The following is a 14,126-nucleotide window of genomic DNA, read 5'->3' on the forward strand; positions in this document are numbered from 1 at the left end:
TCACATTCTCCCTACCGGCCAGTAGCGTGTGACTCCGGTCAGGCGACGAGAAGGAGTGGGAATGACGGAGCGGATCGAAGGCCACGGTGGGGAGCTCGCCCTCGCGGCGCTGCGCGCGTACGGGGTGCGGGAGATGTTCACCCTCTCCGGCGGACACGTGTTCCCGCTCTACGATGCCGCGCACAAGACCGACTTCCCGATCTACGACGTGCGGCACGAGCAGTCCGCCGTCTTCGCCGCCGAGGCGGTGGCGAAGCTCCAGCGCCGACCCGGGCTGGCCGTACTCACCGCCGGCCCCGGCGTGACCAACGGCATCTCCGGTCTGACCAGCGCCTTCTTCAACGCCTCGCCGGTGCTCGTGCTGGGCGGCCGGGCGCCGCAGTTCCGCTGGGGCTCCGGCAGCCTCCAGGAGATGGACCACCTTCCGCTGGTCGCCCCGGTCACCAAGCACGCCGAGACGGTGTTCAGCGCCGACGACATCCCACGAGCGGTGGCCGCAGCGCTGACCACCGCCCTCACCCCGCACCGGGGGCCGGTGTTCCTCGACTTCCCGCTGGAGGCGGTCTTCTCGGTCGGCGACGCCGAGCTGCCGGCCGGCCCGCAGCTCAGCCCGCTCGAAGCCGACCCCGACGAGGTGGCCCGCGCCGCCGCGCTGATCGCCGGCGCGGCCCGTCCGGTGATCATCGCCGGCTCGGACGTCTGGACCGGTGACGCGGTCGACGAGTTGCGGGCGGCGGCCGAGGCGCTCACCGTTCCGGTGTTCACCAACGGCATGGGCCGCGGCGCCCTGCCGCCGGAGCACCCGCTGGCCTTCGCCAAGGCCCGGCGGGTGGCCCTGTCCAACGCCGACGTGGTCGTGGTGATCGGCACCCCGTTGGACTTCCGGCTCTCCTTCGGCGACTTCGGCGAGGCCCAGGTGGTGCACATCGTCGACGCGCCCAGCCAGCGCGCCGGTCACGTCCAACCCGCCGCCGCACCCGCCGGTGACCTGCGCGGCATTCTCACCGCCCTGGCCGAGCACCCCGGCGACCGGGTCGACCACGACGACTGGGTCGCCCAGCTGCGGACCGCCGAGGACGCGGCGAAGGCCCGCGACGCCGAGGAGATGGCGGCCGAGACCGACCCGATCCGCCCGGCCCGGATCTACGGCGAGCTGCGCAAGGTGCTCGCCCGGGACGCGGTCACCATCGGCGACGGCGGCGACTTCGTCTCGTACGCGGGGCGGTACCTGGAGCCGGCCCAGCCCGGCACCTGGCTCGACCCCGGCCCGTACGGCTGCCTCGGCACCGGCATGGGGTACGCGATGGGTGCCCGGGTCACCCACCCGGACCGGCAGGTCTGCGTGCTGATGGGCGACGGCGCCGCCGGTTTCTCGCTGATGGACGTGGAGTCCCTGGCCCGGCAGAAACTGCCGGTGGTCATCGTGGTCGGCAACAACGGCATCTGGGGCCTGGAGAAGCACCCGATGCGGGCCATGTACGGCTACGACGTGGCCGCCGACCTGCAACCGGAGCTGCGCTACGACCAGGTGGTCGGCGCGCTCGGCGGGGCGGGCGAAACGGTCGCCAGGGCCGCCGAACTCGGTCCGGCCCTGCAACGGGCCTTCGACGCCGGGGTGCCGTACCTGGTCAACGTGCTCACCGATCCGGCCGACGCGTACCCCCGCTCCTCGAACCTGGCCTGAAACCGCGGATCCCGCCCCGGCGGCTACACCTCGGGGCGGGGTTCCTCGCGCGGCGGCTCGCCCTCCCGCCGGCGCAGGTCGTCCTCGCGTTTGCGCAGGTCCTCCTCCCAACGGCGGAAGAGTTCCTGATCCTCCCGGCGGGAGCGCTCCTCGATCGAGCGGAGGAACTCCGGGTCGTCGTCCGGTGCGGCCGGCCGACGACGGTCGGCCGGGCGTGCCCCCGACGCCCAGGACGTCGACCCGCCGACAGGTTTGCGCTCCCGGCCGGCGACGAACCAGGCGATCGAGCCGACCAGCGGGAAGAACAGGATGATCAGCAGCCAGGCGATCCGGGGGAGGTGGCGGATGCCGTCCTCCTCGGCGGAGAGGCAGCTGATCAGGGCGCAGACGGCGAGGACGACCTGCACCAGGAAGAGGAGGATGTACAGCCGGGCCATGTAACCATCATTACCTACCGCGCACAGCGGTCACAGCCCGCGCAGCACCAACAGCGCTCCGAGGAGTGCGAATCCGGCGGCGGCCAGCCCTACCAGGGCGAAAAGCCGACCGCCGGTCGGGGGTATGCCGCTTCCGGTGGCCCGTCGCCAACAGAGCGTGACGACCACACCCCAGCCGAGGATGGTCAGCGCCGCCAACCCGGCTCCGACCGGTCCGCCGGTGAGCGCGAGGCGGACGGTCAGCAGCGCCACGACGGTCAGCGTGAGCAGGGTGCGCCGCCAGGCAAGCCGGGTGCGTTCGGGTTGCAGGCCCGGGTCGCGAACGGTGCTCATCCGCGTATCGCGCCGGCCAGCACCGCCACCACCAGGGACAGCGCGCCGAGGCCGACGGTCAGCGCGAGGACGGCCGGGAAGCGGGACGCGGGCAGCTCCTCGCCGAGCCGGATGGCCCGCTCGGTGCGGGCCCAGTGGTCGACGGCCCGGATCGCCACCACGCCGCCGAGCAGCAGCAACGCCACGGCGATCGCCTCGCGCAGGTGGACCAGGGACAGGGTCGGCAGGAACTGCGCGGCGGCCAGCCCGCCGGCGATCAGCGCCAGCCCGGTACGCAGCCAGGCCAGGAAGGTGCGCTCGTTGGCCAGCGAGAAGCGGTAGTCGGGGGTGGTTCCCACCGAACGCAACTCCTGCGGATCGAACCAGTTCCTGATCATCTGCCACACGAGAGTGATTATCCGATTCCCGGCGGGAATAGGTTGGGAGCATGACGGATCTTGACGAGAGCACGCTGCGGGCGGCGTACGACACCCAGTTGCGGCCGGGCCTGCCCGACCCGGTGCCCGACGGCGTGACGGTGGAGTCGGACGGTCCGGTGTTCCGGGTGCGCGGCCTGGACCAGCGGGGCCTGGTGACCTATCGCGACCTCGGTGGGTTGGCCGGCGCCGGTCTCGACGAGCTGATCGCCCGGCAGGTGGCCGTGTTCCGCGAGCGGGGTGAGCCGGTCGAGTGGAAGCTGCACGGCCACGACGAGCCGGCCGACCTGCCGCAGCGGCTGCGCGCCGCCGGATTCGTGCCGGAAGATCAGGAGACCGTGGTGATCGGTCCGGTCGCCCCGCTGGCCTCCGCGCTGCCGGTGGTGCCCGAGGGCGTACGCCTGCGGGAGGTGACCGGGCGCGCGGAGCTGGACCGGATCGCGGAGCTGAAGTCGCAGGTGTGGGGGCGTGACCTGTCCGACCTGGCCGACGGGCTGGAACGGGAGATCGCCGCCGATCCGCAGTCGATCACGGTCGTGGTGGCCGAGGCGGACGAGACGATGGTGAGCGCCGGGTGGGTGCGGTACCCGGTCGACAGCACGTTCGCGACGCTCTGGGGCGGCTCGACGCTGCCGCGGTGGCGGCGTCAGGGCATCTACCGCGCGCTGGTCACCTACCGGGCCCGACTGGCCGGTGCGCGGGGCCGCACGTTGGTGCAGGTCGACGCGTCGGACGAGAGTCGTCCGGTGCTGGAGCGACTCGGGCTCGTCGCGGTCACCACCACCACGCCGTACGTCTACACTCCGTGATCATGAGCCAGCGGCTGACGGACGACGAGAAGATGACGCTGAAGACGGGCGCCTTCGGCGCGGTGCTCATGGTCTCGAACGCCGACCCGGGGGTGCTCGCGCTGTTCCGGGAGAGCTTCGCCGCCTCCGGGGCGATGGCCGGCGCCAGCGGAGTGGTGAAGGAGGCGTTGACCAGCGGGCCGCTACCGAAACTGCCGCGTGACTCGGCGCTCGAGGTGGAGTCGGTGGTGCTGCCGGCGCTGCGCCGGGGGATCGAGATCCTGACCGAGAAGGTGCCGCAGGACGTGCCGGTCTACCGCGCGGTGGTGCTGGCGGCGGCCGATCGTACGGCTCGTGCCCATGATGGGATCAGCCCAGCTGAGGCCGAGGTCATCGAACGGATCAGGGGCGTGCTGGGCGCCGATGCTACTGACAGGTAACATGGCGCCGTGGGCAACCGCACAACAGCCCATGGTTGACCGGACGGCACCGCACGCGCGAGGCTGCGCCCAGATCTGGGGCGAAAAGATCACATAACCACAGCAGGAGGGTCGTCGAAGCGCGATGAACATCGTCGTACTCGTCAAGCAGGTGCCCGATTCGGGCGCGGACCGCAACCTGCGTACTGACGACAACACTGTCGACCGCGGTTCGGCGAACAACGTCATAAACGAGATGGACGAGTACGCCATCGAGGAGGCGTTGAAGATCAAGGAGGCGCACGGCGGCGAGGTGACCATCCTGACCATGGGTCCGGACCGGGCGACCGAGTCGATCCGCAAGGCGCTGTCGATGGGACCGGACAAGGCGGTGCACGTGGTGGACGACGCCCTGCACGGCTCCTGCGCCGTCGCCACCTCGAAGGTGCTCGCCGCCGCGCTGGGGCAGCTCAACGCCGACCTGGTGCTCTGCGGCTCGGAGTCGACCGACGGGCGGGTGCAGGTGATGCCGCACATGCTCGCCGAGCGGCTGGGGATCGCGGCGCTGACCGGTGCGCGCAAGCTCACCGTCGACGGGGCCACGCTCACCGTGGAGCGGCAGACCGAGGAGGGCTACGAGGTGGTCACCGCCTCGACCCCGGCCATCGTCTCCGTGTGGGACACCATCAACGAGCCCCGGTACCCGTCGTTCAAGGGCATCATGGCCGCCAAGAAGAAGCCGGTGCAGACGCTCGCCCTGGCCGACCTAGGCGTGGCCGCGAACGAGGTCGGCTTCGACGGGGCGACAAGCGCCGTGATGGAGCACAGCAAGCGCCCGCCGCGTTCGGGTGGCGTCAAGGTCACCGATGAGGGCTCCGGCGGCACGCAGCTCGTCGAGTTCCTCGCCACCGAGAAGTTCGTGTGAGGGGTGTGGGACATGTCTGAGGTTCTCGTCGTCGTCGAAGCCACCGCGGAGTTCGGCGTCAAGAAGGTCACCCTGGAGATGCTCACCCTCGCCCGGGAGCTGGGCACCCCGTCGGCGGTGGTGCTCGGCGGCACCGGTGCCGCCGAGGCCCTCGCCGGCAAACTGGGCGAGTACGGCGCGGAGAAGATCTACGCGGCCGAGGGTGACGAGATCGACGGCTACCTGGTGGCGCCGAAGGCCACCGTGGTAGCCGAGCTGGTCAAGCGGGTGCAGCCGGCCGCCGTGCTGCTCGCCTCCTCCCAGGAGGGCAAGGAGATCGCCGCCCGGCTGGCGGTCAAGCTGGACAACGGCATCCTGACCGACGTGGTGGGCCTGGCCGCCGACGGCACCGCCACCCAGGTGGCCTTCGCCGGGTCGACGATCGTGAAGTCCAAGGTCACCCGAGGGCTGCCGCTGGTCACCGTCCGGCCGAACTCGGTGAACCCGACGCCGGCCGCGGCCAGCGCCGCGGTCGAGCAGCTCACCGTCGCGGTCACCGACAGCGACAAGCTGGCCAAGGTCGTCGACCGGGTGGCCGAGCAGAAGGGTTCCCGCCCCGAGCTGACCGAGGCCGGCGTGGTCGTCTCCGGCGGTCGCGGTGTCGGCAACGCGGACAACTTCAAGCTGGTCGAGGAGCTGGCCGACCTGCTCGGCGGTGCCGTCGGCGCCTCCCGGGCCGCGGTCGACTCCGGCTTCTACCCGCACCAGTTCCAGGTGGGCCAGACCGGCAAGACGGTCTCCCCGCAGCTCTACGTCGCGCTGGGCATCTCCGGTGCGATCCAGCACCGGGCCGGCATGCAGACCTCGAAGACGATCGTCGCGGTCAACAAGGACGGCGAGGCGCCGATCTTCGAGCTGGCCGACTTCGGCGTGGTCGGTGACCTGTTCAAGATCGTGCCGCAGGCCGCCGAGGAGATCCGCAAGCGCAAGTGAGTCGTACCCACACAGCCGCCGCCCGCAGTTGCGGGCGGCGGCTGTGTCGTCGGTGCACGAGGGGGCTGATCGGCGGGCCGGGGAGCTGAACCGGCCCGCCGATCAGCCCGTCAGGGAGCCCCGCAGGAGGCTGTCGCCGGAGTGGGCGGTGTTGTTGTCGAACTGCTCGGCCGAGACGTCGACGACCGAGTACTGCCCCAGGTCCACGTTCGGCGGCAACGGCAGCAGCACGTCGGAGCCGTCGCCGAGCACACCGACCGAGAACATCTCCATGTTCCGCGGGTTGATGAGCCAGACCTCGTAGTACCCCGGTACGGCCGGGAGATTCGCCACGTGCAGATGCAACTCGCCGCTGCCCAGCACCCGCGCGTCACCCCGGGCCGTCGGCGGAGTCGAACCGTACGCCGCCAGGGGAGCGCTGGCCAGCACCGTCGGCTCGGCGGGCGTACCGTCGCGCAGCACGGCGGCGGTGCCGATCACCGCGACGGTGGCGGCGGCGACCGCCGTGACCGCCGTGGTGGCGAGCCGGGACCAGCGTCCGCGTCGTGATCGGCGAGGTGCCGGCGCAGTGTCGGTGGTGACCGGGTCGGTCCCGCCCGGCCGCTGCCGGTCGGCGAGGCGGGGCAGTTCCTCCGCCGCCGTGATCTCGGCCATGATGCCCTGCCAGACGTGCTCCGGCGGGTCGGGCAGATCACGCAGTTCCTGACCGGCGGCACTGAGACCGGCGACGTGGCGCAGGCTGTCCAACTCGGCCCGGCAGTGCGGGCAGGCGTCGAGATGGGTGCGGTCGGAGACGTCCACCTCACTCTCACCGAGCGCCAGAAATACCAGCCGGTCGTGCTCCAGGTGCTGCACCGTCCACCTCCCATCTGCGCTTCAGACTCGCCATGCCCCGCCGGATGTGACTCTTGACCGTGCCGAGCGGCACTCCGGTCATCGTCGCGATCTGCTGGTGGGTCAGGTCGTCGAAGAAGGCCAATTCCAGCATGCGTCGCTGTTCGTCCGGCAGCCGCGCCAGTTCGTCGGCGACCACCAGCCGGTCGACCACGGTGTCCGGGTCACTGCCGGCGGGCGCCGGCTCGGGCAGTTGGCGCACGGTGTCGACCACCCGGTTCTCCCGGGCGGCGGACCTGAGCCGGTCGATCACCTTGCGCCGGCCGATGCCGAGCAACCAGCCGACGAGTGAGCCCTTCGCCGGGTCGAAGGTCTCCCGGCCGAGCCAGGCGGCGACGAACGTGGCCTGGGTCGCGTCCTCCGCGTCGCTGCGGTTGACAAGCGTGCTGGTGGCCAGGTGGAGAACCGCCCGACCGTAACGGTCGTACGCCTCACGCAGCGCCAGCTCGTCGCCGGCCCGGAAACGGCGGGCCAGCTCGTCCTCGGGTGTGCCCGGTTGCTGCCGGATCCCGGTCACGGGACGGTTCGCCTGGTTGGGGGCATGCCCGACTGTAGCTCGCACCGGCGCCGTCCCCTCTGTCAGCCCAGCGTCCTGTCGACCTCACTACGTCGGGGCGGTGCCCGCCGGATGCGGTTGCCGCCGCAAAAGAAAGTCGCCGCCGCCCGCATCCGGGCGGCGAGCTGTCGGCGTAACTCGGGGTGCACAGCAAGCATGACGAAGTGGCACGAAACATCAGGAGGCAGACATGCAGTTCGCGTACCTTCGTCGCGTCGCCGCCGGTGGCGCGGTCGCCGCGCTGACCTTCGTCGGCGCCGGCATCGCGACGGCGACCCCGGCGTACGCCGCCGACTCGAAAGTCTCCGTCGTGCACGGCATCCCGGACACCCCGGTCGACGTCTACGTCAACGGGGAGAAGACCCTGGAGAACTTCGAGCCCGGTGACGTGGCCGGTCCGCTGGACCTGCCCGAGGGGCAGTACGACCTCGCGCTGACCAGGCCGGGTGAGCCGATCGGCGACGCCATTCTCACCGCCGACGACGCCGAGGTGCCCGGTGGGGCGAACATCAGCATCGCCGCCCACCTCAACGCCGACGGCGAGCCGACCATCACCCCCTTCGTCAACGACACCGCGAAGGTCGACGCCGGCAAGGCCCGGCTGATCGTCCGGCACACCGCCGCCGCGCCGGCCGTGGACGTGCGGGCCGGCGGCAGCCCGGTCTTCGAGGGCCTGACCAACCCGAACGAGGCCAAGGGCGACGTGGACGCCGGCAGCGTCTCGGCGGACGTGGTGCTCGCCGGCACCGACACCGTGGTGATCGGGCCGGCCGACCTCAACCTGCGCGAGGGCACGGCGACGATCGTCTACGCCATCGGCTCCGCCGAGGCGGAGAACCTCTCCGTCGTCGCGCAGACCATCGACGGCCTGCACTCGGCGCCGTCCGGCGTGCCGAGCGGCACCGGCGGGCAGGCCGACACCGGTCTCGGCACCTGGTGGTACGCCCTGGCGGGCACCGGGCTCCTGCTGCTGGTCGCGGGCGGGGCGCGGGCGGCTGTCGTCCGGTCGGGTCGCCGGTGACCGTCGGCAACCGTGCGGCGCTGGCGGCGGTGGCCGCCGGCGCCGCCGCGCTCGCCGTCGCGGCGGTGGTGGCGGTCGTGTCCCGGCCGGCGGGAAGCGTCGGCACCGAGCAGGCCGCCGCCCTGGCCAGCCCCACCCCGTCGCGCACCGGACCGGCCGTGGCGGTGGCCCCCGGCGCGCTGCCGGACGACACCGAACCGGTGCGCCCGGTCCGGTTGCGCATTCCGGCGATCGGGGTCACCGCGCGGGTCGACCCGGTCGGCGTCGACGAGCGCACCCAGGAGTTCGACGTGCCGCCCAGCGTCGACGAGATCGGCTGGTACCGCTACGGCCCCGGGCTGGAGGCCGAGTCCGGCTCGGTGGTGATCGCCGGACACGTCGACAGCGCCGATCAGGGCAAGGGTGCCTTCTACCGGCTGCGGGAACTGGCACCGGGCGACACCGTGACGGCCACCGGTGAAGACGGGACCGAGCGGACCTACCGGGTGGTGGCCCGGGAGGAGTACGACAAGACGAAGATTCCGCTGGAGCGTTACTTCGCCCGCGACGGGCGTCCCCGGCTGACGCTGATCACCTGTGGTGGGCCGTTCGACGCCGACGCCCGCCGCTACCGGGACAACATCGTGGTGACCGCGTCACCGGTCTGACGTCCCGTCAGGCAATCCGGTCTGCGGTCGGCACCGGAGTGGTCGTTAGGCTGAATCGTGATGGCTTACCTGGATCATGCCGCGACCACTCCGATGCTCGACGAGGCATTGGAGGCGTACGTCGCGACCGCCCGCGAGGTCGGCAACGCGTCTTCCCTGCACGCGTCCGGCCGGCGCGCCCGTCGGCGGGTGGAGGAGTCGCGGGAGCGGGTGGCCGCCGTACTCGGGGCCCGGCCGTCCGAGGTGATCTTCACCGGTGGTGGTACCGAGAGTGACAACCTCGCGGTGAAGGGCATCTTCTGGGCGCGTCGGGCCGCCGAGGCCGGGCGGCGCCGGGTGATCTCCAGTGCCGTCGAACACCACGCCGTCCTCGACGCGGTGCAGTGGCTGGACCGGCACGAAGGCGCCGAGGTGGGCTGGCTGTCCGTCGACGGGTCCGGCCGGTTGCACCCGGACGTACTCCGCACCGAGCTGGCCGAACACGGCGACCGGGCGGCGCTGGTCACCGCCATGTGGGCCAACAACGAGGTCGGCACCGTCCAGCGGATCGCCGAGCTGGCCGCCGTGGCCGCCGAGTACGGGGTGCCGTTCCACACCGACGCCATCCAGGCGGTCGGGCAGGTACCCGTCGACTTCGCCGCCAGCGGCGTCGCCGCGCTCACCGTGACCGGTCACAAGCTCGGCGGCCCGGTCGGCGTCGGCGCGTTGCTGCTCGGCCGGGACGTGGCGGCGGTACCGCTGCTGCACGGTGGTGGACAGGAACGGGACGTGCGTTCCGGCACCCTCGACGCGGCCGGCATCGTCGCCTTCGCGGTCGCCGTCGAAGCGGCCGTCAAGGGCCAGCAGGAGTACGCGGCCGGGTTGGCCGCGCTCCGTGACGACCTGGTGCGGCGGGTCCGTCAGGCGGTCCCCGAGGTGGTCTTCAACGGCGACCCGACCGACCGGCTGCCCGGCAACGCGCACTTCTCCTTTCCCGGCTGCGAGGGGGACGCGCTGCTGCTCCTGCTGGACGCCCAGGGCATCGCCTGTTCGACCGGCTCGGCGTGCTCGGCGGGAGTGGCGCAGCCCTCCCACGTGCTGCTGGCGATGGGCGCGGACGACGACCGGGCCCGCTCGTCGCTGCGCTTCTCCCTCGGCCACACCAGCACCACGGCCGATGTCGACGCGCTCATCGCCGCCCTACCGGGGGCCGTGGAACGGGCCCGGCGGGCGGCGGCTCCGCGTACGCCCCGTTGAGCCGGTGCCGGGCGGGGATAGGCTCGGTGGGAAGGGAGAGTGGTCCGGGTGAGGGTGTTGGCGGCGATGTCCGGCGGTGTGGATTCCGCCGTGGCGGCGGCGCGGGCGGTGCAGGCCGGGCATGACGTGACCGGCGTGCACCTGGCGTTGGCGCGCAACCCGCAGACCTACCGCACGGGGGCCCGGGGCTGCTGCACGCTGGAGGACTCGCGGGACGCCCGGCGGGCCGCCGACGTGCTCGGGATTCCGTTCTACGTCTGGGACATGGCCGACCGTTTCCACGCCGACGTGGTCGACGACTTCGTCGCCGAGTACGCGGCGGGGCGTACCCCGAACCCGTGCCTGCGCTGCAACGAGAAGATCAAGTTCGCCGCGGTGCTGGACCGGGCGGTGGCCCTGGGGTTCGACGCGGTGGTCACCGGTCACCACGCCCGGCTCGGCCCCGACGGCCTGCTGCGCCGCAGTGTCGACGCGGCCAAGGACCAGTCGTACGTGCTGGCCGTGCTCGCCCGCGAGCAGCTGGATCGCTCGATCTTCCCGCTCGGCGACTCGACGAAGGCGCAGGTCCGGCAGGAGGCGGCCGACCGTGGCCTCGCCGTCGCCGACAAGCCGGACTCGCACGACATCTGCTTCATCGCCGACGGTGACACCCGCGGTTTCCTGGCCCAGCGCCTCGGTGAGACGCCCGGCGACGTGGTCGACGCCACCACCGGTGCGGTGGTGGGGCGGCACGCCGGCGCGTACGCGTACACCGTCGGCCAGCGGCGCGGGCTGCACCTGGACCGGCCCGCCCCGGACGGCCGGCCCCGCTACGTGCTCTCCATCACGCCGACGACGAACACCGTCACCGTCGGCCCGGCGGAGGCGTTGGAAGTCGCCACGGTGCGGGCCACCCGCCCGGTCTGGACCGGTGGCCCGCGACCCGACGGCCCGATCGAGTGCGAGGTGCAGCTACGCGCCCACGGCGTCGTGGTGCCCGCCGCCGTCACGGTGGCCGGCGACACCCTGCACGCCGACCTGCGCCGCCCGGTGCGCGGCGTCGCCGCCGGCCAGGCCATCGTCGCCTACCGCCCCGACCCGGCCGGCGACATCGTCCTCGGCTCCGCCACCATCACCGACTGACCGCCATCTCTGGGCGTTGATCAAGAAGTTTGCGTCAGCCGCACGCCGGAATCGTGACCAGAACTTCTTGATCAACAGGTGGCTGAGGTGTTCGCGGGTAGGCTGCGGCGGTGAGTGATCTGGGGTTGCCGTGGACGGTGGGTGCGGCGACGGGTGTGGGGTCGTTGCCGGGGACCGACATCGCCGAGGCGCAGCGGATCGTCCTCGGTGAGCTGCCCGCCCTGCCTCATCTGCCGGAGCTGCCGGCCCGGGGGCCGGGTGCGGACCTGATCGGGCGCACCGGCGGTCTGCTGGTGGAGTTGCCGATCGAGCTGTACGCGGCGCGGTGGCGGGTGGCTCCGCGTCCCGGCCGCGACCTGCGCCGGGCCCGCGACCTGATGGAACGCGACCTGGACCAGCTCGCCGAGCAGGCCGAGGAGTACGCCGGCCCACTCAAGATCCAGGCGGCCGGACCGCTGACCCTGGCCGCCTCGATCGAGCTGCCGATCGGCGGTCGGATGCTGCGCGACCCCGGCGCGCTGCGGGACCTGGCGGGCTCGCTGGCCGAAGGGCTGCGCGACCACGTTGAGGCGGTGACCCGTCGGCTGCCGCGCGCCTCGGTGCTGCTGCAACTGGACGAGCCGGGCCTGCCGGCGGTGCTGGCCGGCCGCGTTCCCACCGAGAGTGGCCTCGGTGCCTACCGGGCGGTGGAGTCGGGCGACGCCCGCGCGTTGCTGAGCGCGGTGATCGACGCGGTCGGGGTGCCGACCGTGGTGCACTGCTGCGCCCCGGACGTGCCGCTGGAGCTGCTCCGCTCCGCCGGAGCGATCGGTGTCGCGCTCGACCTGAGCCTGCTCACCGACCTCGACCCGCTCGGTGAGGCGCTCGACGCCGGGTTCGGGCTGCTGGCCGGTGCCGCGCCGACGACGCCGAACGGTCGGGCACCGACCTCGGCCGACCTGGCTGACCGGGTACGCACCCTCTGGGACCGCCTCGGGTTCCCGCGCCGCCGGCTCGCCGAGCAGGTGGTGGTGACTCCCGCCTGCGGCCTGGCCGGTGCCGACGCCGGATATGTCCGGGCGGTCCTCGCGGCCTGTCGGGACGCCGGCCGCCGGCTGTCCGAGCAGTGAGGTTTTCCGTCGTACCCACCGGGCACGATGCCCGCCATGATTGGACAGCTGCGTTCGACGGTGATCGACTGCCCCGACCCACGTGCGCTGGCCGGCTTCTACGCGGAGCTGCTCGGCCTGCCGCTGATCGGGGACAACTCCGACGATGATGAGTGGGTGGTGCTCGGTGGGCCGCCCGGCCACCAGCCCCGGCTGGCCTTCCAGCGGGCCCTCGACCTGCGCCCGCCGGCCTGGCCGGATCCGGCGCGGCCCCAGCAGTTCCACCTCGACGTGACGGTCGACGACATCGAGGCGGCGGAGCAGGCGGCCCTGGCCCTGGGCGCCCGCCGGCTACCCGGCGAGGGCGAGGGCTTCCGGGTCTACGCCGACCCGGCCGGACACCCCTTCTGCCTCTGCTGGGACTGACCGCCCGGCCTGCCGGTGCCGGCCTCGGCCGGACCGGCAGGCCGACAATGGTGGTCCGACCGGGTGCTGCGCGGACTTGCCGGCGGCGGGCATCATCACGGTCATGATCAGCCCTGCGCCGCAGCGCGTCGCCGGCTCGCTATTCGGGCTCGCCTTCGGTGACGCCCTCGGCAAGCCCACCGAGTTCCTCACCGTCGCCGAGATCGACCGGCGCTACGGGTCCACCGGTCCGCGTGAGCTGGACGGTGACCCGGCGCTGGTCACCGACGACACCCAGATGGCGTTGGCGGTGGGTTGGGCGCTGCACGACGCGCCGGCGTACACCGCCGAGGCGGTGGAGCCGCTGCTGCGCCGCCGGTTCCTGGACTGGGCGGCCAGCCCGGACAACAACCGCGCGCCGGGGATGACCTGCCTGCGGGCCTGCGCCGAACTGTCCCGGGGCCGGCCCTGGCAGCAGGCCACCGAGGCCGGCTCGAAGGGGTGTGGCGCGAACATGCGGGTCACCCCGGTCGGGCTGCTCGACGTCGACCTGGACACCCTCGCCGGGCTGGCCCAGCTCCAGGCCGGCCTGACCCACGGACACCCGACCGGGCTGGCGGCGAGCGAGCTGACCGCGTACGCCGTGCGGCTGCTCGTCGGCGACGCTCCGTTGACCGACCTTCCCGGCCTGCTCACCGCCCGGGCCCGGCAGCAGCGCACGGTCTACCGGGCCGACTGGCTCGGTGAGCTGTGGCAACGGCCGGGCGAGCGGACGCCGGAGGAGTTCATCGCCCGCGGTTGGGACGAGTGCCTCCTGGCGCTGGGTCGACTCGACGCGGCCCTGGCCGCCCCGGACGACGGCGACGATCCGTGCCGCGTCACCGGTGCGGGCTGGATCGCGGAGGAGGCGCTCACGGCGGCCCTGTACTGCGCACTCCGGCACCCGGACGCCCCGGTCGACGCGCTGGCCCGGGGCGCGCGGAGCGCCGGAGACTCCGACTCGATCGCCGCCCTCGCCGGAGCCTTCGTCGGCGCGGCCAACGGGATGGCCGGTTGGCCGGCGGACTGGGCCGGCCGGATCGAGTACGCCGATCAACTCGCCGCGCTGGCCGCACGGTTGTCCCACCCGGGGGATACCGTGCGGGGGTAGCACGATCACGGGAGGTCGACAGCGGTGTCCGGA

At 72.7% G+C, this 14,126-nt stretch carries 17 protein-coding genes; 12 read left to right on the forward strand and 5 right to left on the reverse strand.

From position 1 onward, the window contains the following. Positions 1–61 precede the first annotated feature (61 nt). Complete coding sequence (locus tag O7597_RS18355) at positions 62–1,684, forward strand: acetolactate synthase (RefSeq protein WP_281580248.1); 1,623 nt, start codon at positions 62–64, stop codon at positions 1,682–1,684. 23 nt (positions 1,685–1,707) lie between these two features. Here O7597_RS18355 and O7597_RS18360 read toward each other — a convergent pair whose 3' ends face one another. Genes O7597_RS18360 through O7597_RS18370 form a run of 3 tightly spaced genes read right to left on the reverse strand, consistent with a single transcriptional unit; the run spans position 1,708 to position 2,840 of the window. Further along, positions 1,708–2,121 (reverse strand): PLD nuclease N-terminal domain-containing protein, encoded by a 414-nt coding sequence (locus O7597_RS18360; protein ID WP_281580249.1) that lies wholly within the window; start codon positions 2,119–2,121, stop codon positions 1,708–1,710. Between the two features lie 30 nt (positions 2,122–2,151). Beyond that, a complete protein-coding gene (locus O7597_RS18365; RefSeq protein ID WP_164445802.1) occupies positions 2,152–2,454 on the reverse strand; it encodes a DUF202 domain-containing protein in 303 nt (100 codons plus the stop codon). Then, on the reverse strand, positions 2,451–2,840 hold the full coding sequence (locus tag O7597_RS18370) for a DUF202 domain-containing protein (protein WP_164445801.1): 390 nt from the start codon (positions 2,838–2,840) through the stop codon (positions 2,451–2,453). The genes O7597_RS18365 and O7597_RS18370 overlap by 4 nt, the downstream gene beginning before the upstream one ends. A 41-nt stretch (positions 2,841–2,881) precedes the next feature. On the opposite strand from O7597_RS18370, the gene O7597_RS18375 reads away from it, so the two are divergent. The 4 genes from O7597_RS18375 (at position 2,882) to O7597_RS18390 (ending at position 5,974) form a co-directional block, all read left to right on the forward strand. Next, positions 2,882–3,679, forward strand: coding sequence for a GNAT family N-acetyltransferase (locus O7597_RS18375; RefSeq protein ID WP_281580250.1), 798 nt, complete (start codon positions 2,882–2,884; stop codon positions 3,677–3,679). 2 nt (positions 3,680–3,681) lie between these two features. Continuing rightward, complete coding sequence (locus O7597_RS18380) at positions 3,682–4,098, forward strand: hypothetical protein (protein ID WP_269739487.1); 417 nt, start codon at positions 3,682–3,684, stop codon at positions 4,096–4,098. A gap of 124 nt (positions 4,099–4,222) precedes the next feature. Then, complete coding sequence (locus tag O7597_RS18385) at positions 4,223–5,002, forward strand: electron transfer flavoprotein subunit beta/FixA family protein (RefSeq protein WP_281580251.1); 780 nt, start codon at positions 4,223–4,225, stop codon at positions 5,000–5,002. Positions 5,003–5,014: 12 nt separating this feature from the next. Further along, entirely contained in the window at positions 5,015–5,974 is a 960-nt protein-coding gene (locus O7597_RS18390) for an electron transfer flavoprotein subunit alpha/FixB family protein (RefSeq protein ID WP_269739486.1), read from the forward strand. Positions 5,975–6,076: 102 nt separating this feature from the next. Here the strand turns inward: O7597_RS18390 and O7597_RS18395 are convergent, their stop codons facing one another. Both O7597_RS18395 and O7597_RS18400 read right to left on the reverse strand, forming a co-directional pair. Further along, entirely contained in the window at positions 6,077–6,829 is a 753-nt protein-coding gene (locus O7597_RS18395) for an anti-sigma factor (RefSeq protein WP_269739485.1), read from the reverse strand. Beyond that, a complete protein-coding gene (locus O7597_RS18400) occupies positions 6,783–7,385 on the reverse strand; it encodes an RNA polymerase sigma factor (protein ID WP_269742624.1) in 603 nt (200 codons plus the stop codon). Before O7597_RS18400 ends, O7597_RS18395 begins: the two co-directional genes overlap by 47 nt. 229 nt (positions 7,386–7,614) lie before the next feature. Here O7597_RS18400 and O7597_RS18405 point away from each other — a divergent pair, with 229 nt between their 5' ends. The 7 genes from O7597_RS18405 to O7597_RS18435 all read left to right on the forward strand — a co-directional run bounded on the left by O7597_RS18405 (position 7,615) and on the right by O7597_RS18435 (position 14,093). Next, on the forward strand, positions 7,615–8,445 hold the full coding sequence (locus tag O7597_RS18405; RefSeq protein WP_281580252.1) for a DUF4397 domain-containing protein: 831 nt from the start codon (positions 7,615–7,617) through the stop codon (positions 8,443–8,445). Then, complete coding sequence (locus O7597_RS18410; protein ID WP_281580253.1) at positions 8,442–9,092, forward strand: class F sortase; 651 nt, start codon at positions 8,442–8,444, stop codon at positions 9,090–9,092. The genes O7597_RS18405 and O7597_RS18410 overlap by 4 nt, the downstream gene beginning before the upstream one ends. A 60-nt stretch (positions 9,093–9,152) precedes the next feature. After that, positions 9,153–10,328 carry a cysteine desulfurase family protein gene (locus tag O7597_RS18415; protein ID WP_269739482.1) on the forward strand — a complete coding sequence of 392 codons (1,176 nt, stop codon included), beginning with the start codon at positions 9,153–9,155 and terminating at the stop codon, positions 10,326–10,328. A 48-nt stretch (positions 10,329–10,376) separates the two neighbouring features. Continuing rightward, complete coding sequence (gene mnmA / locus O7597_RS18420) at positions 10,377–11,450, forward strand: tRNA 2-thiouridine(34) synthase MnmA (RefSeq protein WP_281580254.1); 1,074 nt, start codon at positions 10,377–10,379, stop codon at positions 11,448–11,450. Between the two features lie 110 nt (positions 11,451–11,560). Next, positions 11,561–12,559, forward strand: coding sequence for a methionine synthase (locus O7597_RS18425; RefSeq protein WP_281580255.1), 999 nt, complete (start codon positions 11,561–11,563; stop codon positions 12,557–12,559). 36 nt (positions 12,560–12,595) lie between these two features. Beyond that, positions 12,596–12,964 carry a VOC family protein gene (locus O7597_RS18430; protein WP_269739479.1) on the forward strand — a complete coding sequence of 123 codons (369 nt, stop codon included), beginning with the start codon at positions 12,596–12,598 and terminating at the stop codon, positions 12,962–12,964. Positions 12,965–13,067: 103 nt separating this feature from the next. Then, positions 13,068–14,093 carry an ADP-ribosylglycohydrolase family protein gene (locus O7597_RS18435; RefSeq protein WP_269739478.1) on the forward strand — a complete coding sequence of 342 codons (1,026 nt, stop codon included), beginning with the start codon at positions 13,068–13,070 and terminating at the stop codon, positions 14,091–14,093. Positions 14,094–14,126: the final 33 nt, after the last annotated feature.

The sequence above is a fragment of the Verrucosispora sp. WMMC514 genome, from assembly GCF_027497295.1.
Lineage (GTDB): Bacteria > Actinomycetota > Actinomycetes > Mycobacteriales > Micromonosporaceae > Micromonospora > Micromonospora palythoicola.